This is a genomic window from Collinsella aerofaciens, assembly GCF_040910325.1.
In the GTDB taxonomy this organism is placed as follows: domain Bacteria; phylum Actinomycetota; class Coriobacteriia; order Coriobacteriales; family Coriobacteriaceae; genus Collinsella; species Collinsella aerofaciens_BL.
In genome coordinates this window covers 113,949-137,930 of record NZ_JBDGAV010000002.1, presented here as the reverse complement: position 1 = coordinate 137,930, position 23,982 = coordinate 113,949, and the positions used below count along the sequence as shown (strand labels likewise).

At 60.1% G+C, this 23,982-nt stretch carries 22 protein-coding genes; all 22 read left to right on the top strand.

Annotation, left to right across the window (positions count from 1 at the left end; genetic code table 11):
* The 22 genes from xerD (at position 1) to AB5Z25_RS01685 (ending at position 23,980) form a co-directional block, all read left to right on the top strand.
* A complete protein-coding gene (gene xerD, locus AB5Z25_RS01790) occupies positions 1–942 on the top strand; it encodes a site-specific tyrosine recombinase XerD (protein WP_368134643.1) in 942 nt (313 codons plus the stop codon).
* A 462-nt stretch (positions 943–1,404) separates the two neighbouring features.
* The gene (locus AB5Z25_RS01785) at positions 1,405–1,839 is read left to right on the top strand and encodes a division/cell wall cluster transcriptional repressor MraZ (RefSeq protein WP_035137949.1); all 435 of its coding nucleotides are present in this window, start codon (positions 1,405–1,407) and stop codon (positions 1,837–1,839) included.
* 20 nt (positions 1,840–1,859) lie between these two features.
* Positions 1,860–2,825 carry a 16S rRNA (cytosine(1402)-N(4))-methyltransferase RsmH gene (gene rsmH, locus AB5Z25_RS01780; RefSeq protein ID WP_117636014.1) on the top strand — a complete coding sequence of 322 codons (966 nt, stop codon included), beginning with the start codon at positions 1,860–1,862 and terminating at the stop codon, positions 2,823–2,825.
* A gap of 90 nt (positions 2,826–2,915) precedes the next feature.
* Entirely contained in the window at positions 2,916–3,386 is a 471-nt protein-coding gene (locus AB5Z25_RS01775) for a hypothetical protein (RefSeq protein WP_368134642.1), read from the top strand.
* Between the two features lie 182 nt (positions 3,387–3,568).
* Positions 3,569–5,269 carry a peptidoglycan D,D-transpeptidase FtsI family protein gene (locus AB5Z25_RS01770; protein ID WP_368134641.1) on the top strand — a complete coding sequence of 567 codons (1,701 nt, stop codon included), beginning with the start codon at positions 3,569–3,571 and terminating at the stop codon, positions 5,267–5,269.
* A 125-nt stretch (positions 5,270–5,394) separates the two neighbouring features.
* Entirely contained in the window at positions 5,395–6,819 is a 1,425-nt protein-coding gene (locus AB5Z25_RS01765) for a UDP-N-acetylmuramoyl-tripeptide--D-alanyl-D-alanine ligase (protein WP_368134640.1), read from the top strand.
* 3 nt (positions 6,820–6,822) lie between these two features.
* On the top strand, positions 6,823–7,842 hold the full coding sequence (gene mraY, locus AB5Z25_RS01760; protein WP_006234262.1) for a phospho-N-acetylmuramoyl-pentapeptide-transferase: 1,020 nt from the start codon (positions 6,823–6,825) through the stop codon (positions 7,840–7,842).
* Between the two features lie 9 nt (positions 7,843–7,851).
* Entirely contained in the window at positions 7,852–9,258 is a 1,407-nt protein-coding gene (murD, locus tag AB5Z25_RS01755; RefSeq protein WP_368134639.1) for a UDP-N-acetylmuramoyl-L-alanine--D-glutamate ligase, read from the top strand.
* Between the two features lie 36 nt (positions 9,259–9,294).
* Positions 9,295–10,788, top strand: coding sequence for a putative lipid II flippase FtsW (ftsW, locus tag AB5Z25_RS01750; RefSeq protein WP_368134638.1), 1,494 nt, complete (start codon positions 9,295–9,297; stop codon positions 10,786–10,788).
* Complete coding sequence (gene murG / locus AB5Z25_RS01745; protein ID WP_195520529.1) at positions 10,778–11,893, top strand: undecaprenyldiphospho-muramoylpentapeptide beta-N-acetylglucosaminyltransferase; 1,116 nt, start codon at positions 10,778–10,780, stop codon at positions 11,891–11,893. Before ftsW ends, murG begins: the two co-directional genes overlap by 11 nt.
* A gap of 97 nt (positions 11,894–11,990) precedes the next feature.
* Entirely contained in the window at positions 11,991–13,409 is a 1,419-nt protein-coding gene (gene murC, locus AB5Z25_RS01740) for a UDP-N-acetylmuramate--L-alanine ligase (RefSeq protein ID WP_368134637.1), read from the top strand.
* Between the two features lie 5 nt (positions 13,410–13,414).
* Entirely contained in the window at positions 13,415–14,326 is a 912-nt protein-coding gene (murB, locus tag AB5Z25_RS01735; RefSeq protein WP_006234257.1) for a UDP-N-acetylmuramate dehydrogenase, read from the top strand.
* 193 nt (positions 14,327–14,519) lie between these two features.
* Positions 14,520–15,539: a cell division protein FtsQ/DivIB gene (locus AB5Z25_RS01730; RefSeq protein WP_368134636.1), complete on the top strand. Its 1,020-nt coding sequence runs from the start codon at positions 14,520–14,522 to the stop codon at positions 15,537–15,539.
* Between the two features lie 199 nt (positions 15,540–15,738).
* Positions 15,739–16,893: a cell division protein FtsZ gene (ftsZ, locus tag AB5Z25_RS01725; RefSeq protein WP_022094491.1), complete on the top strand. Its 1,155-nt coding sequence runs from the start codon at positions 15,739–15,741 to the stop codon at positions 16,891–16,893.
* Between the two features lie 210 nt (positions 16,894–17,103).
* A complete protein-coding gene (locus AB5Z25_RS01720; protein ID WP_152067754.1) occupies positions 17,104–17,904 on the top strand; it encodes a purine nucleoside phosphorylase YfiH/LACC1 family protein in 801 nt (266 codons plus the stop codon).
* The gene (locus AB5Z25_RS01715; protein ID WP_055251678.1) at positions 17,901–18,737 is read left to right on the top strand and encodes a phosphate ABC transporter substrate-binding protein; all 837 of its coding nucleotides are present in this window, start codon (positions 17,901–17,903) and stop codon (positions 18,735–18,737) included. The genes AB5Z25_RS01720 and AB5Z25_RS01715 overlap by 4 nt, the downstream gene beginning before the upstream one ends.
* 1 nt (position 18,738) lies before the next feature.
* A complete protein-coding gene (gene pstC / locus AB5Z25_RS01710) occupies positions 18,739–19,665 on the top strand; it encodes a phosphate ABC transporter permease subunit PstC (protein WP_152067753.1) in 927 nt (308 codons plus the stop codon).
* 3 nt (positions 19,666–19,668) lie between these two features.
* Entirely contained in the window at positions 19,669–20,574 is a 906-nt protein-coding gene (gene pstA, locus AB5Z25_RS01705; protein ID WP_006234250.1) for a phosphate ABC transporter permease PstA, read from the top strand.
* 12 nt (positions 20,575–20,586) lie between these two features.
* Positions 20,587–21,390: a phosphate ABC transporter ATP-binding protein PstB gene (gene pstB, locus AB5Z25_RS01700; protein WP_055309817.1), complete on the top strand. Its 804-nt coding sequence runs from the start codon at positions 20,587–20,589 to the stop codon at positions 21,388–21,390.
* Between the two features lie 92 nt (positions 21,391–21,482).
* Entirely contained in the window at positions 21,483–22,340 is an 858-nt protein-coding gene (locus AB5Z25_RS01695) for a phosphate signaling complex PhoU family protein (protein ID WP_148332195.1), read from the top strand.
* A gap of 119 nt (positions 22,341–22,459) precedes the next feature.
* Complete coding sequence (locus AB5Z25_RS01690; RefSeq protein ID WP_368134635.1) at positions 22,460–23,197, top strand: YggS family pyridoxal phosphate-dependent enzyme; 738 nt, start codon at positions 22,460–22,462, stop codon at positions 23,195–23,197.
* Between the two features lie 60 nt (positions 23,198–23,257).
* On the top strand, positions 23,258–23,980 hold the full coding sequence (locus AB5Z25_RS01685) for a cell division protein SepF (protein ID WP_006234245.1): 723 nt from the start codon (positions 23,258–23,260) through the stop codon (positions 23,978–23,980).
* The last annotated feature ends 2 nt before the right edge of the window (positions 23,981–23,982 follow it).

Genomic DNA, 23,982 nt, shown 5'->3' with positions numbered 1-23,982 from the left:
GTGCCGGCGAATAAGGAACATACCGAAGCTACTCCCTCGTCGCTCGCCGTGGCGGCGGGGGAGTATCTCGATTACCTTGCGGTCGAGCGGGGTTTGGCGCGCAATACGATTGCGGCCTACCGTCGTGACCTGACGACGTACTGCGCCTATCTGGAGCGAGCTGACATCGCGTCTTTTGAAGATGTGACCCGTCAGGTCGTGGAGGACTTTGTTGCCGATCGCCGCGACGGAGGCTATTCCGACGCCTCGGTGGAGCGCGCGCTTGCTGCCGTGAAGGGCCTGCATGCCTTTTTGGTGCGCGATGGGGCCGTGGCCCAAAACCCGACGGCGGCGTTGCGCCTGCCCAAAAAGGCAGATCGCCTGCCGGAATACCTTTCGGTGGAGGATGTCTCGGCACTGCTCGATCAAGACTTTCCCGAGGGTGAGATGGGGCTGCGCGATCATGCCATCTTGGAAGTGCTCTACGGATGCGGTTTGCGTGTGAGTGAGCTGGTTGGGCTCGATGTGGGCGATATCCATATCGATGACGGGTTTGTCCTGGTGCGCGGTAAGGGCTCCAAGGAGCGTCTGGCCCCGTTGGTGGGAAGCGCGGCTCGCGCCTTGACACACTATATAGGTGACGGGCGCACTCTCCTGGCCGCGCATGCTCACGGGACGGAGACCTCGGCGGTCTTTTTAAATAAGAACGGACGTCGCCTGTCGCGCCAGGCCGTGCATGCGATATGCGAGCGGTATGGGCGCCAGGTGGGGCTGGTTGGGCTCCACCCCCACACTCTGCGCCACTCCTTTGCCACCCACATGCTCGCGGGCGGTGCCGACCTGCGTGTGCTGCAGGAGATCTTGGGACATGCCGATATATCGACCACGCAGGTCTACACGCATGTCGACCGAACGCAACTGACCGAGGTCTATCTGGCGGCGCATCCGCTAGCACATCGCTAGCACCTCGCTGACCTGCATATTTATAAATATTAAATGGGACGGGCCCCAGATTGCCGAGACGCACTTTTGCGCGCATGGGCAATCTGGGGCCCGTCCCATTTTTCGCTAGACACCGACGCGGTGGTGGGCCGTGTGTACCGTGGGTGGGGGAGTCTGGGGGCGATGTGAACGGTGTGTAAAGGGACGTAAAAATCGCCTCAAGGTCAACTTGAAGGTTGAGGTTCGCGGGCGTGGTTCTACAGGTGGCATCCCGCCTTTGCTGTAAACACAACATATTGTGTTTTCGAACATATGCTCGGGGGTGTTTTACAACATATTGGGGGTGGAGTGGTGGGGTGGGGTGGGGGAAGGGGTGGGGAAAGGTGTTGAAAAATGGGGCGGTTCCCCATATTATTGATGACGTCGACAGGCGGGGTGGTTCCCCGCGTACGTGCCATCTGAGTAACCGAGGGGAGGGCGCACATGGGAATGACGGGTGCATACGAGCGCAATCTCGATGCAAAAGGTCGTCTGTCCCTGCCTGCACCCCTTCGCGAGGAGCTTGGAGAGCACGTTCGCGTGTTCAAAGCCCTGGATGTCGATGCTCTGTACGTGTTCTCTGCCGAGGCCTTCGATAAGTGGGTCGAAGGACTCTTCGCGGGTCGTGAGGGCCACGAGGGTTTTAACCCGCGTGACATCAACGACCAGAAGCTCATGAGGGCGATCAACAAGCGCACCACGTCGATGGATGTGGACAGCGCGGGTCGTATCGGTCTTTCTGAGTCTCTCCGCAAGCAGGCGAATCTCGACCGCGAGGTCACGGTTGTGGGCAACTACGACCACCTCGAGGTTTGGGACCGCGCTACGGCCGATGAGGACGATGACGACGAGGCCCTGCTGGACCTCTTCTTCTCGTAAGGGCAAGGCACGAGTAACGGATGGAGCGTGGGATCTTGACACAAGAATATCGGCATGAACCTGTCATGCTCGGCGAAGTGCTTGAGTCGCTGCAGCTAAAGAGCGGCTCCGTCGTCTGCGACTGCACCCTTGGCGGTGCCGGCCATTCGGTAAAGATGGCCGCGCAGGTGGGGGAGACCGGCCTTTTGCTCGGCGTCGATCAGGACGACATGGCCCTCGAGGCCGCTGGCGCCCGTCTGGACCGCGAGGTTCCCGGCGTACCGCACCAGCTGCTGAAGGGCAACTTCGGCGACTTGGACGAGCTGCTTTGCTCGGCCGAGGTGCCCGGGGTCGATGGCTTCCTGTTCGACTTGGGCGTTTCGTCGCCGCAACTCGATATCCCTGGCAGGGGCTTTTCGTACAACGAGGACGCCCCATTGGACATGCGGATGGATCCGGGTAACAACACCTTAAACGCAGCTGAGGTCATCAACACCTATAACGAACACGACCTCGCCCGGATTCTACGCGTCTATGGCGAAGAGAAGTTCGCCTCGCAGATCGCGCGTGAGATCGTGCGCCGCCGCGAGCATGAGCCGATCGAAACCACCGGTCAGTTTGTCGAGATCATCAAGGCTGGTATCCCCGCTGCCGCTCGTCGGCATGGCGGACACCCAGCCAAGAAAAGTTTCCAGGCCATTCGCATCGAGGTCAATCACGAACTCGATGTGCTCGAGCGAGGGCTTGACGCCGCCACAAGGTGGCTCAACCCGGGCGGACGCATCTGCGTCATCTCGTATCACTCGCTCGAGGACCGTATCGTAAAGAACCACTTTAAGGAGATGAGCCAGGGGTGCACGTGTCCGCCGGAGATTCCGGTGTGCGTGTGCGGCAACGTGCCGATACTCAAGGTCATCACCCGCAAACCCCTGGTTGCCCAACCCGATGAGGTTGCGCGCAACCCTCGGGCGAGATCAGCCAAAATCCGTGTGGCGCAGCGTCTGTAGGCGCGACCGCGCGATATTGGACCTCCCGCTCGCACCATAAACGAAGCTTAAACACACTACCAACGTACTCGGGATGGGAGGCGGCATATCATGGGCTACAACACTTCAAGCGCAGCACTCGCCTATGATATGAACGCCATGCCCGCCTATCGTGAGACGCCGCAGGCCCCCGTTGCTCCCCGTGAGCAGCGCGCGCCGCGCTTTGATGTCTACACGGGCGCGGGCCGTCAGGCAAACCAGGCGGTAAGCCCGGTTTTCATGAGCGTTCTTAAAACGTTTTGCATCATTGCGGCTATCTTCATGACGATCGGTGTCGCCCGTGTGGCGCTCGCCGGCGTTACGGCCCAGGTGCTCAACAGCAACGCCGCGCTTACCAACACGCTCGAGAAGGCGACCGACGAGAGCTCCGACCTGGAGGTCATGCATTCGGTCTATGGTGCCGACACGCGCATTCGCGACCTTGCGGGCGCTTATGGCATGGTGGAGCCCAGCGAGAGCGTTACACTTGATTTTTCGCAGGATGCAGCCGCGGGCGCTAGCTCGACCGCGACCGCTCAGTAACAAGACGGTAGCTGAGTATGACAAATGACTATCGCCGCGGCTCCGACGGGGGTCGCGGTTCTGGACGTCCCTCATCGCGGGGACGTTCTGGTTATCAAGGAACGGGTCGGCCATCTTACAACGCGAGGCCGTCCTATGGCAACGACCCTGCGTCGCGTCTCCGTGGCTCGAGTGGTCCTCAAATGCATAACACCAGACCGCGCAAGAGCTCGTCGATCGAATGGCTCACGGGCACGCCGCTGCCCCGTCGCAAAGCCGTCATGGGCTTCATCGGGTTTGGCTTGGGTTTGGGCGTCCTTCGCCTTGCCGACTATCAAATCGTGGAAGCCGATAAGTTACGCGACCGCGCCGATGCACGTCGCTTGCTTGCGCAGACGCTGTATGCCAAGCGCGGTACCATCTACGACCGCAACGGCAACGTGCTGACGTCGTCGGTCGAATGCCGCAACATCGCCGTGAATCCTCAGCTTATCGAGGACGTTGACAAGACGGTATCGGCACTGGTCAAAGCTACGGGCATCGATAAAAAGACCTGTCGCGAGCTCGTTGAGTCGGATGGCACCTGGGTGTATATCAAACGTCAGGTGGACGAGGATGATGTCGCGGCGCTGGAGAAGAAGAACCTGCCAGGCGTGCTCTTTGAGCAGGCCATGAAGCGTGTGTACCCCTACGGCAACCTGGCATCGCAGGTGCTTGGCGTGGTAAACGTGGACAACGACGGTCTGACGGGCCTCGAAAAACAGTACAACAAGCTTTTGACCGGAACCAACGGTTCGCTGGTGCGCGAGCGGGCGAGGGACGGTAGCTATATCGCGGGCGGCGCCTATAAGAAGGTTGCCGCGGTGGACGGCGTGGACATCGTGACGACGCTCGATGTCAATATCCAGCGTGCCGCCGAGGACGCCCTGGCCGAGGCGGTCGAAAAGACCAAGGCCAAGAATGGCTCGGCCCTGGTCACCGATCCCACGACGGGCGAGATTCTGGCGGCATGCTCGTATCCGACATATGACCAGACCGATCTGGAAAACGCCAAGACCGAGGACATGAACTTGCGCCTGGTTACCGATGCCTACGAGCCCGGCTCGGTCTTTAAGACGCTCGTGGCCGGTGCCGGCTTCGACTTGGGCGCCGTGCGTTCGAGCACGTCGTTTGAGGTGCCGGCGAGCATTAAGGTTGGCGACGACACCGTTACCGACGTCGATAAGCGCGACTACACCATGACCATGGACGTGCGCGAGATGATGCGCCGTTCGTCCAATGTGGGCTTTGTCCTGGTGGGACGCAAGATCGGTGCCGATGATTTTGCCACCTATGTGGACAAGTGGGGTATCGGTCATAGCTCCGGTGTCGATTTTCCGGGTGAGAGTCTGGGTATCGTCAAGGAGCGCGACCAGTACGACGGCGCCACGCTGGGCTCGATGAGCTTTGGCCAGGCGCTGTCCGTCTCGCCGATTGAGGTCGCACGTGCCGTGGGCGGCATCGCGAACGGCGGCGTGATGATGACTCCGCACTTCTATAAGTCCAGCAAGGGCGATGAGAAGGACTGGGGCGAAGGCGAGCGTGCGATTTCGGAGGACGCTGCCACCCAGGTGACATCGTGCATGCAGACGGTCGTGTCCGAAGGCACGGGTGTTGGCGGTGCGGTCGATGGCTATGACGTGGCGGGCAAGACCGGTACGGCCGAGCGTGCTGACGAGAACGGCGGTTACCTCAAGGAGAACTACATGTCGTCCTTTATGGGCTTTGCGCCGACACAATCGCCCAAGGTGCTGTGCTATATCACACTCGATGGAACGCCGAGCGGCTCGGATGCCGCCGCGGTGCCATTCCAGTCCATTATGGCCAACGCGCTCGACGTGCTGGGAATCCCGCGGACGAAGTAGGGGGTTACAATCTTGAGCGTGGTCTGCCGTTTGATCTGAAGGGTGTTCACATGCCCTGCACCACGCGCGCATGGCACTGGGATACAATACGCCGATAGCATTATTAGGTTTACAGGGGAGCTGCAATGATAGAGATCGCCGTCAACAACCTCGCGGCCTCAACGGGGGCCCGAACCGTGACGGAAGAAGTCGACCGGGTATGCCGCGGGTGCGTTATCGACTCGCGTCAGGTCGAGGAGGGGACGATCTTTGTCGCCTTCCCCGGCGAAAAGGTCGACGGCAATGATTTTGCCTCCCGTGCCATCGAGTCGGGTGCCGGTGCCGTCGTGATGACGCGCGAGCCCGATGCCGAGCTGGTTTCGTTGGCGCAGGACAAGGGGTGCGCCATCTTGCTGACCGACGACCCCGTGGAGTTCTTGCTGCGCCTGGCGCACGTATATCGCTTGGAGCTTGGCTGCCTGGTCGTTGGTATTACCGGTTCCATCGGCAAGACGACGACCAAGGACGTGCTCGCCGCCGTGCTCGCCAAGCGCTATCGTGTCTGGGCCACCAAGGGCAATTTCAATAACCTGATCGGCATGCCGCTCACGGTGCTTTCCGCTCCGGCCGATACCGAGGTCCTGGTGCTCGAGATGGGCATGAACCATTTCCACGAGATTGAGCGCCTGTCCCAGTCCGCCAATCCCAACCTTGCCATCGTGAGCAAGATTGGTACCTCTCACATCGGCATTTTGGGCAGCCGCGAGAACATCGCCCGCGCTAAGGCCGAGATTGTCCAGGGTATGTGCGCCGCCGGCGACTTCTTGCCGCTGCTGGTTTTGGGCGGTGAGGACGACTTTACGCCGTTCATTCGCGATACGTTCGCCCAGCCTGCTGGTATCGATGTGATGCTGGCCGGCGTCTCGGACGATGATGAGGTCCGTGCCCGCGACATTCGTGTTGATGACGAGGGCCGTCCGGTCTTTACGCTCGATTTTGGCCAGGGTGAGACGACCGATACCATGCTTGCCATCCCCGGCGTGCAGTCCGTCCCAAATGCCGTTAAGGCCGCCGCAGTTGCCTATCGCCTGGGCGTGACGCCCGAGCAGATCGATGCTGCCTTTAGGGGCCTCACGATCACCGGGCACCGCCAGGAGATCAAGCGCGCCAAGAGCGGTGCCCGCGTCATCGACGATTCCTATAACGCCAGCGCCGAATCCATGGCTGCTGGTCTCGATCTGCTGTGCTCGCTTTCGTGCACGGGGTCTCGCATGGCGATCCTGGGCGAGATGGGCGAGATGGGCGATGAGGCTCCTCGCATGCATGAGCTCGTGGGCGCCTATGCCGCCGCCAAGAAGCTCGACATGCTGGCGTGCGTGGGTGGTGAGCTGGCCCAGCTTATGGCCGATGCCGCGCGCATGATGGGCATGGACGAGGACCGCATCCAGGTGTTCTCCGATTATCAGCAGGTGCTCGACCGCATGGGCGGCGCGCTTGAAAAACATGATGTTGTACTGGTCAAGGGTTCCCGCTTTGTTGAGCTCGACCGCTTTGTGGAAGGTGTGTGCTAGCCCATGTTCGGCAATCCCTCGTATCCAACGTATCAGGCTTTTTTGGGGCTTGGCATCGCCGCTGCCATTGCGCTGCTGCTCATGCCGTGGTGGATCAAGCTACTTAAGGTCGAGGGTATCGGCCAGCAGGTTCGTGCCGACGGCCCCAAGCGTCATTTGGTTAAGCAGGGAACGCCCACCATGGGTGGCGTTGTCATTCTCGTCGCGATTTCGCTGACCTGCCTGCTGATGGGCAAGCTCACCACCGAGCTCGTGCTCGTGCTGCTCGCCACGCTGGCGACCGGCGTGCTGGGCCTGATCGACGACCTGACCTCCGTTACGCATGGGCGCTCGCTCGGTCTGACGCCTCATGCCAAGATGATCGGCCTAACCATTATCTGTGTCACCTTTACGGTACTTGCCGTTAACTGGTGCGGCGTCGCCCCCGAGATTCGTTTTCCCGGCGGCCTGACGATTGACCTTGGCGTGCTTTCGACCACCATCTGCGGCCTTTCGTTCCCGTGGCTCTACATTGTCTTTTGCTGGCTGATGATCGCCGGTCTTTCTAATGCCGTGAACCTGACCGATGGCCTTGACGGTCTTGCTGGCGGCACCTCCATGATTGCCATGCTCGCCATGGCTGCCATGGCGTTTTTGCACGGAGACGTGAACCTGTCCATCTTCTGCACCGCGTGTGCCGGTGCCTGCTTGGGCTTTCTGTGGTTCAACTGCTATCCGGCGAGCATCTTTATGGGCGATACCGGCTCGCTTGCCCTGGGCGCCGCGTTTGCCTGCACGTCCATCATGACCAACACCGAGGTCGTCTCCCTCATCATCGGCGGCCTGTTTATCGTTGAGACCCTGTCGGTCATGATTCAGGTTGTCTACTTCCACTTTACGCACAAGCGCGTCTTCCTTATGGCGCCCATCCATCATCATTTTGAAAAGAAGGGCTGGGCCGAGACCAAGGTCGTCATCCGTTTTTGGATTATCGCTGCGGCCTTTGGTGCCGTTGGCCTTGCTTTGTTCTTCCAGTTGGGATAGTGGTCTTTCATGCCTCTTGCTGATGTCTTTAGCCTGCTCGTTTTGGGTCAGGGCAAATCCGGTCTCGATGTCGCCCGCTGGGCGCTGGCACATCCCGAGCGCGTAAGCGCCGTTACCGTGTATGGCGGCGGCACCTCTGAGCCCAATGACGCCACGCGTGCGCTCGAGGCTGCTGGTGCGTCGTTTGTCTATGGGACCGAACAGGTCGAGGGTGCCTATGACGTATGCGTGACGTGCCCGGGCATCTCGGAGTTCTCGGGCTTCTTTAAGGCCGGGCGCGAGCATGCCGTCCAGATTATGGGTGAGCCCGAGTTTGCCTATCGCCTGTCGCCCGATAACTGGATTGCCATCACGGGTACCAACGGCAAGACGACCACCACGTCGTTGACTGATTATCTGCTCAAGGCTGCCGGCGAGGCCAGCGTAGCTGTCGGCAACATCGGCGAGCCGCCGGTCAACGAGATTGACGGCCGAGCCCACAACGAGTGGTTTGTGGCCGAGCTCTCGAGCTACCAGATTGCTACGACCGCCGAGCTTCATCCTCGCGTGGCGGTGCTGCTCAACATCACTCCCGACCACTTGGGCTGGCATAAGAGCCATAAGAACTATGCGCTTGCCAAGATCAAACTGTTTGACAATATGGTCGATGACGATCTGGCGGTTGTCGACGTCGAAGACGCCGGCATTCACGAGTTCGATGAGTACATCTACACGCCGGGTCGTCGCATCTGCAAGGTTGCCTTTGACGAGCCTGAGGGCGAGGATGCCGCCTTTGTGCGCGATGGCAAGATGATCGTGCGCCTGAAGGGCGTCGAGACCCCGCTCATCGCTACATCCGAGCTCAAGATTTCGGGCCATCACAATGTTATCAATGCCCTGTGCGCTGCCACGGCTGCCCTGGCAGTCGGTGCCGATGTCGACGGTGTCTGCCGCGGTCTGGCTTCGTTCCAGCCGCTCGAGCACCGCGTGGAGCCGTGTGGCGAGATTGACGGCGTGCGCTACGTCAACGATTCCAAGGCGACCAACACCGATGCGGTCGAGAAGGCGCTGACGGCATTTCCCGATGACGACGTGATCTTGCTGCTCGGCGGCCACGATAAGGGCACGCCGCTCATGGACTTCGCGCGCGTTGTTATGGATAACGTACGCTCGGTCGTCTGCTTTGGCGATGCGCGCGAGCGTTTCACCGCCGCTATGGACGAGGCCGATGTCGATGGCGATGTGGATATCGCCCAGGCGGATGACCTGCGCGATGCCGTGGACGTCGCCCGTTCGCTGTCGAGCCGTGGCGACGTGATCTTACTTTCTCCTGCCTGCTCTTCGTTCGATGAGTTCTCGGGCTATGAGGAGCGCGGCCGCGTGTTTAAGGACTATGTGGCCCAGCTTGCCGCTGCGGCGAAATCGCAAATGGAATAGGGGTTGCCGGTGAGAGAGGAGAGCCCCCGACAAGGTATGAGGAGGCCCGACTCGGACCGTGCTTCCTCGCGGCGCAGCACACCGCGTTCCGGTCGCGGCGGGCAGTCGTTTAGCGAACGCTATATTGCCGGCGTTCCCGCCCGTATCATGCGCCCCCGTTTGATATTCATGGCCTGCTTGTTTACCTTGGTATGCTTTGGCCTGCTGATGGTGTACTCGGCGTCTTCGGTCGAGGCGCTGCACGAGAATGGCTCGGCGACGTTTTTTCTGGGTCGACAGGCCGCGTTTGCCGTGGTCGGTGTTCTGGCGCTGATTGCCATCGTGCGCGTTTTGCCGGACAGCTGGTTTGGGGAGGATGTGCTCAGGATCTTCCTCATCGGCATGATAGGGCTACTGCTTCTGGTGTTCTTGGTGGGCAGCGGCAGCCGTGGCGCCACGCGCTGGCTCAACATCGCCGGTATTCAGTTCCAGCCTTCCGAGTTTTTAAAGCCATTTGCCATTGCGTATTCGGCCATCATGCTTGATCGCTTCTTTTCGCCCGGTGGCGACATCAACGAATTCCTTCGCAAGATGGGCATCTACTTGGGCATTTCGCTCTTTCTGATCTTTATCCAGCCCGATTTCGGTACTGTCCTGATCATCCTGTTGACCCTCATGTGCATGGCGTTGTTTGCGGGTCTCGACCCCAGATTTATCATCGGCGTGCTAATCTTCGGCATTCTCGTGATCGTGATTGCGCTTGTCGCAGAGCCGTACCGTATGGTGCGTATTCAGGTTGCCTTGAACCCTTGGGCCGACGAGTATGGTGACGGCTATCAGGCCACGCTTGCCATCATGGCCTTTGCCTCGGGCGGTCTGTTCGGCCGTGGCATCGGCAACTCAACCATGAAGTACTCGTATCTGCCCGAGGCACACAACGACTACATCTTGGCCATCATTGGCGAGGAAGTCGGTTTTGTCGGAACCGTGCTGTTCTTCTTGGTGTTTGCGATGCTGATCTACTCGGCGTTTCGCATTGCCGAGCAGGCGACCGATCGTCGGGGCGCGCTCATGGCGTCTGGCTCCGCGGTCATTCTCGCAGTGCAGTTTTTGATTAACGCGCTGGGCATCCTCAACGTGTTTCCCATGACGGGCAAACCGTTGCCGTTTATTAGCTACGGCGGTTCGTCGATTATTGTGTCGCTCATGCTTGCCGGGTTGATCCTGCGCGTTTCGTACGAGAGCGCCCGCCGCGATGAGTATGACCGCCGCCGTGAGAGCTTTGCCGTTATGGATGAGAGTACCGCCGGCGTGCCCCACGTGCGCGGCGAGCGATCTTCGCGTAACGGTTTTACCGTCCTGGATGGCTCTGCGACCGACCCCGCAGCCCGCCCGCGTCAGCGAACGGCGCCGCAAGGTCGTCCTCAGCGCCCCACTCCTCGCAATGCGGGCGGCGGATATAATCGAATCGATTTGAACTCAGACCCGTCGGCGCGTCTGCGTACCGACGGCCAGGGACCGCGTGTACGAAGGGACTACCATGACCGATAAAATGACCGTTGCTATTGCAGCCGGCGGCACGGCAGGGCACATCAACCCCGCGCTCGCCTTGGCCGAAGAGCTCCGTGACCGTGGCCACCACGTTGTGTTCGTGGGCCAGTCGCGCAAGCTCGAGGGTCGTCTGGTCCCCGAGGCTGGGTTTGATTTTGTGCCCATTACGGTCACGGGCTTCGACCGCTCCCGTCCTTGGACGGCGCTGACCTCGCTGTGGCGTGTCAACAAAGCCAAGCGTGCGCTCGCCAGTCATTTCTCAAAGGTCGGCAAGCCCGATGCCGCCATTGGTTTTGGTGCCTATGTCGAGGTTCCGCTGCTGGGGTGGTGCAAGGGCGCGGGCGTTCCGTATCTGCTGCATGAGCAGAACTCTGTTCCGGGCCTGGCCAACAAGATGATGAACTCCCACGCCGCCCGCGTGTGCATCTCGGTGCCGGCAGCGCGTTCGGTCTTTGAGCGCGAAGGTGACCCTGACCACGTGCTCATGACCGGCAACCCCGTACGTCGCTCGGTGATCGAGGGCGATCGCGCTCGCGGCCGCAAGGCACTTGGCGTTCCCGAGGACGCTACGCTGCTGCTCGTCTTTGGCGGTTCACTTGGCGCCCAACACCTCAACGAGCGCGTGGTTTCGCTCAAAAACGAGCTGCTTTCGCGCAAGAACCTCTATGTGTTGCATTCGACGGGTGCCGACGGCTTTGAGGAGACCGAGCGCGCTTTGGCGCTGACGCCCGAGGAGGCGAAGCGTTACCGCGTCCAGCCTTACATCGACAACATGGGCGATATGCTGGCTGCTGCCGATTTGGTGCTCTCGCGTTCGGGCGCATCGAGCGTGGCCGAGATCGCTGCGCTCGCCGTGCCCTCGGTGCTCGTGCCGTATCCGCATGCGACGGCCGACCACCAAACCACCAATGCTCGTTATCTGGTCGACGCCGGGGCCGGCGTGCTCTGCGCCGATGCCGATATCGACGGTTCTGCCTTTGCCGATGAGCTGCTGCACCTGGTCGATGACGCGGCGGCACGCGACGCCATGCGTCAGGCGGCGCGTGGTCTGGCTCAGGATAGGGCCGCCGCTCTTCTGGCGGATGCGGTAGAGGGTTTGCGTTAGTTAGACGGGATATCGTCGGTCGCCCTCGCGCTGATGCGGTAGGTGCGGTACAGTTAACGGGTTACAGGCAGTGTTTACGCAAGGAGTACACGAGCACATGGCTGATTCCCAGACTGCAACCTCCGCGCCCGAGTTTAAGAGCGCCCACTTTATCGGTATCGGCGGCGCCGGCATGAGCGGCATCGCCCTCGTTCTGCACGAGCGCGGTTATGCCGTTACCGGCTCCGACCTTAAGACGTCACGTTATATCCGCCAGCTTACCCGCGCTGGTGTGAAGATGCATGTGGGCCATGAGGCCGCCACGATCGACGAGGTCAAGCCCGACGTGGTTGTTGTCTCCACCGCTATTCCGGAGTCCAACCCTGAACTCGTGCGCGCTCGCGAGCTTGGTATTCCCGTGTGGCCCCGTGCCAAGATGCTCTCTGCTTTGGGCCACGGCTACACCACCGTCGCTGTTGCCGGCACGCATGGCAAGACCACCACGTCTTCGATGTGCGCCACCATGCTCGACCGCATGGGTCTGGATCCGAGCTTCCTGATCGGTGGCATCGTCGAGGGCTATGACACGAACGGCAAGAACGGCTCGGGCGACTACTTTGTCGCCGAGGCCGACGAGTCCGACAGTTCCTTCCTGTTCCTGAACCCCAACGTGGTCATTGTGACCAACGTCGAGGCCGACCACCTCGATCACTACTCGGGTATCGAGGAGATCGAGGCGACTTTCGCCAAATTCATGAGCCTGGTGGGCGAGGACGGCACCGTCATCGTCTGCGGTGAGGACCCGCATCTGGTCGAGCTCGCCAAGTCGACGGGCCGTCACGTGCTTTCCTACGGCTTTGCCGAGAGCAACGACATCGTCTGCATGCACCCGGATGTCAAGGGCATCCAGAGCGACTTTATCGTTCGCTTTGAGGACGGCACTGAGCACGCTGTGGAGATCAAGAGTAATCCCGGTCGCCACAACATGCTCAACGCCACGGCGGTGCTCACCGTCGCCCATGTCCTGGGCCTTGACATCGACGCCGCCGCCAAGGCGCTTTCGAGCTTTGAGGGCGTCCGTCGTCGCTTTACCCACGTGGGCGATATCGATGGAATCACCGTGGTCGATGATTACGGCCATCACCCCACCGAGATCAAGGCGACGCTTGCTGCCGCTTCGTCGCTGGGCTACAAGCACGTCGACGTCGTGTTCCAGCCGCACCGCTATTCGCGCCTGCAGGCCCTGTGCGACGACTTTGCCGATGCATTTGCCAATGCCGATAAACTGCTGCTGATTGATGTGTTCTCGGCTGGCGAGATGCCCATTCCGGGTGTTACCTCTAAGATGCTCGCCGATACCGTGCGCGCCAAGCATCCTGGCAAGGAGGTCGTGTACTGCTCCAGCCGTCTTGAGCTCAATCAGGAGCTCGAGCAGATGGTGGGCGAGGGCGACTTGCTGCTCACTATGGGTGCCGGTGACGTTACGACCGTCGGCCCCGAGTTTATCGAGTATTTGACTGCCAAGAAAGACGCTTAAGTCTAATGGGTCTGTTTAACGCCGTCATGGCGCTCTCGGGCATGATCGACACGGATGTGATCGAGGACGAGCGCCTTGCGCGTCATACGAGCTATCGTATCGGCGGCAAGGCCGACCTCTTTGTGACGTGCCATAGCTATCATGCCCTCCGCCGCGCCGTGGCGGTGCTCGATCGCGAGCAGGTGCCGTGGGTCATCATCGGCAAGGGCTCCAATCTGCTGGTTGCCGATGGCGGTTATCGCGGCGCCGTCATTTCGCTCGGACGTGAGTTTCAGCGCACGGTTGTTGCCGATGACGGTTGTACGCTGACGGTCGGTGCGGGCGTGATGTTTGCGCGCCTGGTCAACGATGCCCTGTCGCGTAGCCTCTCGGGCCTTGAGTTTGCCGTTGGCATCCCTGGCTCGGTTGGCGGTGCGATATCTATGAATGCCGGCACACGGACCGAGTGGATTGGCTCGCTGGTTGAGGATGTCGTAACGTTTGACCCGGCATCCGGTATCAAGCATTATGCGGGGTCCGAGATCACTTGGGGCTACCGCGAATGTAGCCTTCCCCGCAATGAGATTATCCTCGAGTGCGTGCTCAAGCTTAAACCGGCGCCCAAGGCCGACATTCGCGAGCGCATGGAGCGGTACCTGACGAGGCGCAAGCGTACGCAGCCCATGGGTCGCGCATCCTGCGGGTCGGTCTTTCGCAACCCGCCCGATGCGAGTGTGGGCAAGCTTATCGAGGATTGTGGATTAAAGGGTTTTTCGATTGGCGGCGCGGAAGTTTCGCCCGTTCACGCTAATTTTATCGTTAATAACGGAACTGCCTCGGCCGATGACGTTGCCGCGGTTATCAGACATGTGCACGGAAAGGTGAGGGAGGCGTATGGCATCGAGCTCAGACCGGAAGTTAAATTCCTCGGCTTCTAGAGCATCGAAACCCACCTTCCGCCGCGCCGGAGGGCGTTCCGGCGCGCCTGCCAAACCTCAACGCAATACCGTCGCGCACTCTAAGTCTGTCGGGCATGCTCGACAGACCAGTCGTCCGGTTGTCGGCTCGCAGCTCGGCAATCGTCCGGCCGCAAAAAAGTCCTCGCGTCCCTCGGTGACGTCAAAGCCTGTTATGGGCGCCAAACCTGCCCGTCCCATGGCAACTCCTAAGCCCTCGACGGGAACTAAAGCGCCGCGTCCGGGTCGCACGCTGGGCGCATCGAAACCGCGCTCGCTGACATCGGTGCCGGCTACCGCCAAGAAGCCTTCGGGTAAAAAAGGCGTCAACCCGTTGTCTTCACTTGGGGCGATGGCAAATAAAACGTCAGACGCCGCTTCTCTCGTTACAGGCAAAGGCAAAATCGCGGGCGGCGTTCTGGCCGTCTTGGCCGTGCTCGTCGTCGTTGCCGTCGTGGTGATCAACTCTGGATTGTTTACCGCCACTGATATTCAGATTCAAGGCAGCGAGCATGTGACGAAGCACGATGCTATCCAGCTGATCGATTTGCCCGAGGGAACGTCGCTTTTTAACGTCGATCCTGACCAGATTACCGAGGACCTCAAGCAGAACCCGTGGGTGTCGGGCGTGGATGTCCAGCGTCAGTTCCCGCATACGCTCATCATTACGCCGATGGAGCGCAAGGTCATCGCAATTGCCTATATCAGCTCCGATGACCTTGCCTGGGCCATCGGGGATGATGACACCTGGATCGCCCCGCTGTCGACGTCGGTCGAAGTGGATGACCAGGGCAACGTCATCACGACGGGGCAGGGCTCAAATACCCTGACCGGCATTGATGCCGCGCTGGCGCTCGCTAAGCACTATGGCGCGGTGTTGTTGACTGATGTCTCGGCGGATGTCGCTCCGGTTTCCGGCCAGGCGGTGAGCTCCAAGGCCGTTAAGGCTGGCTTGGATTATGTGCGTGGTTTTTCGAGCGAGTTCTTGGGACAAGTCAAGGATATTTCCACGCCTTCGGTCGAAGCCATCTCGGCAAACCTCAATAACGGCATTGAGGTGTCGCTGGGCGATTCGAACGATATCGTCAAGAAGGAGCGCGTAGTCACCAAGCTGCTTTCGCAGGTAGAGGGCGTAACGTATATCAATGTGCGTTCTCCGGGTAACTATACATTTAGGAACGCTCCGACCTCGTAGCGCTGGTTGATGCTTTGTTGAGGGGCCATACCACGCCGTTTATCTGGTTTGTTTGGTTTTCACGGTCAATTATTTGACTGATACGTTCATAATGTGCAAACATAATACGGTTTACCTTTGCATTTACTTTCAACCTGAAGGTTAATGTGCGCAGGGGTCGACCCATGCTATGGCTATAACCTTTGTTCGGAGGACCGACATGCACGAGACAGAGATCAACAACTACCTTGCCGTCATTAAGGTGGTCGGCGTCGGCGGCGGCGGTACCAACGCGGTCAATCGAATGATCGAAGAGGGCATCCGCGGCGTCGAGTTTGTTGCCATCAACACCGATGCTCAGGCACTCGCGATCTCTGATGCCGATATCAAGGTGCACATCGGCACCGACCTTACCCGCGGCCTGGGCGCCGGCGCCAACCCCGAGGTTGGCCGCAAGGCTGCCGATGAGTCCCGCGACGACATTGCCGAGGCGCTCGCTGGCGCCGACATGGTGTTCATCACCTGCGGCGAGGGCGGTGGCACCGGTACCGGCGCTGCTCCCATCGTTGCCGATATCGCGATGAACGAGGTCGGTGCGCTGACCGTCGCCGTCGTGACCAAGCCCTTCACCTTCGAGGGCCGCAAGCGCAAGAAGAGCGCCGAGGAGGGCATTAAGACCCTCTCCGATTGCGTCGACACCATGATCGTCATTCCTAACGATAAGCTGCTCGACATCGCCGAGAAGAAGACCACCATGCTCGAGGCCTTCGCGATTGCCGATGGTGTCCTTTCCCAGGGCACCCAGGGCATCACCGACCTCATCACCGTCCCCGGTATCATCAACCTGGACTTCGCCGATGTTAAGACCATCATGAAGCAGGCCGGTACCGCCATGATGGGTATCGGTACCTCTTCTGGGGATACCCGTGCCGTCGATGCTGCCCAGCAGGCCATCTCCAGCCCGCTGCTCGAGAGCTCCATCGATGGTGCCACGCGCGTGCTGCTCTCCATCGCCGGTTCCAAGGACCTGGGCATCCAAGAGATCAGCGACGCCGCCGACGTTGTCGCCAATGCCGTCGATCCCGAGGCCAACATCATCTTCGGTACCGTTGTCGACGAGTCCCTGGGCGACCAGGTGCGTATCACCGTCATCGCTACGGGCTTCTCCGACTCCAACGTCAACCGCCAGGACGAGCTCTTTGCTGCTCAGCAGTCTCAGAGCAAGGCCGCTGCCTCCGCTGAGCCGCAACGCACCGCTCCGGCCACCAGTCCGGCTCAGGCCGCTCCGACCCGCAACGTTGGTGGCACCGAGCTTCCTAACTTCGGCAACGATCAGTTCGAGCTTCCCGACTTCCTGAAGCGCGGTAGCTTCTAAGTCGTTCTTTGCATTGTTGTGCACAGGGGCGTGTCCGTATGGACGCGCCCTTTTTATTTCGACTTTGTAAACTAGAACCTCCAATCTCTTTACGTTCCCTTTACGATTGCCTCCAGCGCAGCAGGTATCCTTTTAGAGAAGTATGACAGCCGTATAAACGCGGGCTGTAGCGGCGATGCCGCGGTACTTGTGTTATTAGGAGGCTTTAGTATGGCAGCACGTGCGGACAACGTTTCGCGTGTCGACCATGATGGAGTTACGTTGGTGGAGGGCGCGACATCCGATGTTCGCTTTGCCTTCACCGAGCGCGCCGGTGGCGTTTCCGAAGATGCGTACTCCTCACTCAACTTGGGCTCGCATGTTGGCGATGACCCCTTTGCTGTTCAAGAAAATCGTCGTCGTGCGCTCGAAGCTATGGGTGCCGCCGAGTGCGAGCACAACCTGCTCGTTCCCAATCAGGTCCATGGTGATCATATCGTTGCGGTGACCTCGAACGGCGCCGATGACCTTGAGGACGTTCGCGAGCAGATTGCCGAGGGCTGTGATGCCATCGTCTGCACGGCGCATAACGTGCCCGTGCTGCTCTGCTTTGCCGACTGCGTTCCCGTGGTGCTGGTGGCCCCTGGCGGATTTGCCGTGGTGCACTCCGGTTGGAAGGGCACGATTGCACGTATTTCTGCCAAGGCGTGCCAGGCGCTTTGCGATGCTGCCGGCTGCGATGCGAGCAACGTTTCCGCCTATATCGGCCCCCATATCTTGGGTGACGAATATGAGGTATCCCAGGAACTCATGGATCGCTTTGCCGCCGAGTTCTCTTGCATCGATGCGAGTGCCTCTCGCATGCTCGATCTTTCCGCTGCCATTCGCGAGGCGCTGGTAGATGTCGGTGTCGACGCGGATAATATCGTGGATACCCAGCTTTCGACTGTGCGTCAGAACGACCGCTTTTATTCCTACCGTAACGAGGACGGCACCTGTGGGCGCCATGCTGCGATCGGCGTGATGCTATGAGAAAGATCGTATCGGTCCTGAGCGCCGCTGTGCTTACGCTTACGCTGTGCGCCTGTTCTTCGGGATCTTCTACCTCTTCCATTACCGTCGCCGGCTCCACGACCTGCCTTCCTATCGCCGAGATTGCGGCCGAGGGCTTTAAGGAGGAGACCGGCATCGACGTGCTCGTTTCCGGTTTGGGTTCTTCCGCTGGCATCGAGGCCGTCAGCGCCGGCACAGCCGATATCGCCAGCTCCTCCCGTGGACTCAATGCCGACGAACAGGATCTGGGCCTGACTCCCATCGTCATTGCCCACGACGGTATCGCGGTCATCGTGAACGACGATAACCCGGTCGATAACCTCTCGACCGAGCAGCTCCGCGATATTTACGCCGGCAAGATCACCAACTGGAAAGAAGTCGGTGGCGAGGACCTGAGGATCCAGGTCATCAATCGAGATGAGGCGTCCGGCACGCGTGAGGCCTTCCGCACCATCGTGATGGACGGCACCCCGTTCGATCGCCGCTCGGCCGTTCTTTCGGGCACGGGCCAGGTGCGCGACGTGGTATCTCGTTCGCGCGGTGCCATTGGCTACATTTCGCTGGGCTTCGTCGATAGCCTCAACGCCAAGACCTCGGTCAAGGCCGTCTCGGTCAATCATGTTGAGGCGTCCGAGAAGACGGTCGCGAGCGGCGGCTATCCCATCTCACGCGACCTTTACTTCTTTGTGAAGGGTGCGCCTTCGCAGCAGGCGCAGGATTACATCGACTATGTGACGTCCGAAAAGATGGACAAGCAGATTCGCGAGGCGGGCTTTATTCCCGTCACCAACGACGAGAAGGGGAGTGAGTAGCATGGAAGCACAGGAAAACTCCCAGACTGAGCAGAATGTTCAGACGCCCAAGAAGCGCGAGCTGGCGCTCGTATCGCACAGTACCTATATCAAGGAGAAGGCGCTGCAGTGGATCTTCTTTGCCTGCGCGTTCTTGGCGGTCGTTACCGTCATCCTGATTTTTGTCTTTACCACGTACTCGGCGCTGCCCGTCTTTACCGACATCGGTCTGGCGGACTTCTTTAGCTTTACGTGGGCGCCTTCCGAGGGCCACTACGGCATCTTGTCGCTGCTTGCCGGCTCGGGTCTGGTGACCGTCGGTGCGCTCGCCATGGGCGTGCCGCTGGGCGTGGGTACGGCCGTTTACCTGGTCGAGATTGCCAGCAAGCGCGTGCGCAAGCTCATCAGCCCCGCCGTTGACCTGCTGGCGGGCATACCCTCCATCATCTACGGCTTCTTTGGCATGATCATCATCCGCCCGTTTATCGCACAACTGACCGGCGGCCTTGGTTTTGGTGCGCTGACGGCGTGGTTTGTGCTCGCCATCATGATCGTCCCTACCATCACCACGCTCACCATCGATGCTCTCAATTCCATTCCCATGGGCATTCGCGAGGCATCGTATGCCATGGGCGCCACCAAGTGGCAGACCATCTATAAGGTCGTGCTACCTGCCGCGAAGCTGGGTATCGTTGATGCCATCGTGCTGGGTATGGGCCGTGCCATCGGCGAGACCATGGCCGTGCTCATGGTCGTAGGTAACGCCCCGGTTATTCCCGACAGCATTGCGAGCCCCATCTCGACGCTCACGAGCCAGATTGCGCTCGACATGAGCTATTCCTCGGGTCTGCACCGCTCGGCGCTGTTCGGCATGGGTGTGGTCCTGTTTATCATCTCCGCCACGCTGGTGGGCATCGTCCGTCTGATTTCCAAGAAGAAGAGGGGGTAGGCTATGTCCGATTCCGTTGACACGACGGTCGATACGACCTCGTCGCGCGAGCGCATCAAGCGTGCCCTTTCCCACGGCAAGAAGGGCCGCATCAACAAGGACCTGTCCAACAAGATCATGCTTGGCGTGTTCCGTGCCGCTGCCTACATCACCACGCTGGTGCTGGTCGCTATCATCGCCTACGTGGTCATCAACGGCCTGCCACACATCTCGCTCGACTTTATCTTCGGTTGGCCCCAGGGCGTCAACGCCGAGGGCGGTATTTGGCCCACGATCGTCTCGACCGTCTATGTGACGGCGCTCGCCATGCTTATCTGCACGCCGATCGCTGTGCTGGCAGCCGTCTATCTGGCCGAGTACGCCAAGCAGGGCAAGGTCGTCGAGCTCATTCGCTACGCTGCTGACGCTTTGGCCTCGGTGCCCTCCATCGTTATGGGTCTGTTTGGCTACGCCTTGTTTGTCGAGGCCATGGGCTTGGGCCTTTCGATGGTCTCTGCCGCCCTGGCACTCGCGCTCTTGATGCTTCCCATCGTCATGCGCACCACCGAAGAGGCCATTCGCGCCGTTCCGCGCTATATCCGTTGGGGCGCGTACGGCCTGGGCGCCACCAAGTGGCAGGTTGTCTCCAAGATCGTGCTTCCTTCTGCCTTTGGCCGTATTGCCACGGGCATCGTCCTCGCCATCGGCCGTGCCATTGGCGAGACCGCGGTGGTGCTCTACACCATGGGGCAGGCCATCAATCTACCTATTTCGCCGCTCGATTCCGGCCGCCCCATGACGGTTCACCTGTACCTGCTTGCCAACGACGGCATCAACATGAACGCAGCCTACGGCACCGCGCTCTTGCTGATGGTGATCATTTTGGCCTTCAACCTGTTTGCGCGCTTCCTGTCGCGCAAGCGTCGCTAGTTAAGGAGTCCCATGTCCGTTTATCAGTCCGCTCCCACGCTGGAGCAAGCGGCCATTACGGCCAAGGATTTCAACTTTTGGTACGGTGACTTTCATGCGCTGACGGGGCTCGACCTCAACATCGCCAAAAACGCCATCACCTCGTTTATTGGCCCTTCGGGCTGCGGCAAATCGACGTTTTTGCGCTGCATCAACCGCATGAACGACCTGATCGAGGGCACGCGCATCGAGGGCACCATGACGCTCGACGGCAACGATATCTATGCCGAGGGTGTCGACCCGGTCGATCTCCGTCGTCGCGTGGGCATGATCTTTCAGCAGCCCAACCCGTTTCCTAAATCCATCTACGAGAATGTCGCCTTTGGCCCTCGTCTGCAGGGCGTGACTAGCAAAAGTGACCTCGATGACATCGTGGAAGAATCGCTCAAGCGCGCCAACCTCTGGAAAGAGGTATCCAATCAGCTCAACAAGGATGGTTTGGCACTCTCGGGCGGTCAGCAGCAGCGTCTGTGCATCGCGCGCGTGCTCGCGGTGCAACCCGATGTCCTCCTGATGGACGAGCCCTGCTCCGCCATCGACCCCACGTCCGTCTCTAAGGTCGAGGATCTGATGGCCGAGCTGGCGCCCGAGATGACGATCATCATCGTCACGCATTCAATGCAGCAGGCAGCTCGTATTAGCGACTACACCGCATTCTTCTTGCAGGAAGTTGCCGGCGAGCCCGCCACGCTCATCGAGTATGGTCAAACCGACGCGATCTTCACCAGTCCGGTGGACTCGCGGACGGAAGACTATATCACCGGCCGCTTTGGCTGATCGGTGCGACTAGTCCCAAGCTGATCGGACCTGGTCCGGTGTATATTCACTGTGCGGGCGGCATGACCGCACCCAACTGATTGGAGTGAACCATGCGCAAACTGTTTTCCCGTCAGCTCGTCGAGGCCCGTCACGAGATGCTGAGCATCTATGAGGCCGTCGATCTGGCCCTCCACGATGCCGTTAAGGCCTATGTGACCGACGACCGCAAGCTCGCCACCAAGACCAAGAAGCGCACGCTTTCGATTGACGCGCGCTGCGCTAACCTGGAGGCCGTGTGCTACAACCTGATCGCCACGCAGTCACCGGTCGCCTCCGACTTCCGCTTGCTGCAGACGATTATCTACGTCGACTTTAACCTGCAGCGCATGACCGATAAGGTTCGCCAGATCTGCCGCGCCACGCGTCATATGATCAAGGCCGACATCTCGCTGCCCCAGGAGCTCGTCGGTACGGTCGAGGCCGAGGCTGAGGCCGTCTACCAGGTGCTGGGCTCTTCGCTTTCTGCGCTCGTCACTAACGACATGTCCATCATCTGCAGCCTGGCCGTCGAGGACGAGCCGGTGCATGCGGCGTACGAGAAGTTCTTCCGCACCTTTAACCGCATGGACACGGGCGATTTTATGGACGACGACAGCAACTATGACGACCTGCGCCGCGCCATCATGGTTTCGCGCTACCTCGATCGCATCGCCTCGATTTCCATCGATGCCGCCTGCCGTCTGACCTTCCTGTTGACTGGTCAGCGCATGAATGCCGGCGATATCGCCCGCACTGATGAGGATGAGCTCGAGAGCATGCGCGTGCCTTCGGGCGAGGGTGTTATCATGAGGCCCGCCGTCGACGCTCGCTACGTTGCCAAGGTGCCCGCTAACGAGGTCAGCGAGGGTCTTCGCTACCTGCTCGATCATCTTGAGGATGAGGACGATGGCGAGGACGACGAGGAGTAAGTAACCCCGTTCGTCGAAAGATTGTAAATACCTAAGTGAGCGCGGCCTTGCACATGCGGGGCCGCGCTCTTGCGTTAGCATGGGACTACTTGTTTGGCTGTCAGCGGAGGCGATTAGCAATGGATAACTATTTGGACTTGATGCGCGCTCGCCGCGAGCAGATTCTGGAACGTTTTTATGCGGCGCTCGATCGCGCAGGCCGTCCCCACGACGCCGCGCGCCTCATTGCCGTGTCCAAGACCGTTGGTGTCGATGAGACCGTTGCCGCCATCCAGGCGGGGTATCGCCATTTTGCCGAGAACCGCCCGCAGGAGCTGGTTCGCAAGCTCACGGGTCTGGCGGAGCATCCGGAGCTGCCCGAGGTGCGCTTCGATATGATCGGCAACCTGCAGACCAATAAGATCAATGCGGTGCTGGGCTCAGCCGAGCTGATTCACTCGGTGGGTTCGCTGCATCTGGCGCAGGCGATCTCGAGCCGTGCTGTTCGCAAGATTGAGGCAGGCGAGCTCGTCGGCCCCCAGCGTGTGCTCATTGAGGTCAATGTGAGTGGTGAGGAGTCGAAGGGAGGCTTTTCACCCGATGAGATTCGCGCCGCCGCGGGTGAGCTTGCAGAACTTGAGGGAATTTGCGTACAGGGGCTTATGACTATGGCGCCCCGGGGGAATAAGGATGTGGCACGCCGCACCTTTGCGGGGCTTCGTGAGCTGAGGGATGAGCTGGAGGCGGCGCATCCCGATTTGAACCTGCCTGAGCTTTCCTGCGGTATGAGCGAGGACTTTGAGTCTGCCCTTGAGGAGGGCTCTACGCTCGTTCGCCTGGGCAGGGTAGTATTTAGCCCGGAGTTTGCAGTAAAATAAGGCTCTGAAGTGCGCACTGATTATCGGGGCGCCTGCACTAAACCGCGAGAGGACACAACCATGGGCTTCCTTGACGAGATTAAAAATAAGATGCACCTGGGCGGCCAGCAGGGTTACGACCAGGGTTATGGCCAGGACGACGACTACGGCTACGATGACGGCTACGACGATGGCTATCAGAACAACGGCTACAGTGGTGCTTCGGGCGAGGGCTTCTACACCCAAGACGAGCCGAGCAACGGCCTGCTTGGCCAGACGCGCCGCGGTGAAGCTGAGTCGGTTGCCGTGTATACGCGCTCCGGTCAGCTGGTCGGCGATGACTCCCGCCATGCCACGACGTATAACCCGCCTTCGCGCTCGCAGGACAGTGTTGCGAGCGGTTATCGTCCTGGTGCCTATGACACGCCGTCGAGCTACGCCGAGAATACCCGCGCCCGTGCCGCCGCTGCACCCGCGCCTGCACCGAGCGATGCCTCGGCCTATGCGAGCAATATCATCAACGCCACGCCGCAGCTGCCGGCCTATGTCCTGCGCCCCGAGAGCTATGACGACGTGGAGACCGTGGTGCGCCGCGTTCGCACCAAGCAGCCTGTCGCACTGATTTTTGTGGGCGTACGCACCGAAGTTGCCAAGCGCGTCTTGGACTTCTCTTACGGCTTTGCCTGCGGTCTGGGTGCCACGGTCAAGGAGGTGGGCGACCGCGTGTTCATGGTGCTGCCCGCCGGTTGCGAGGTCAAAGATTCCGATCTCAAGAAGCTTCGTGCCGACGGCTACCTTAAGTAAAG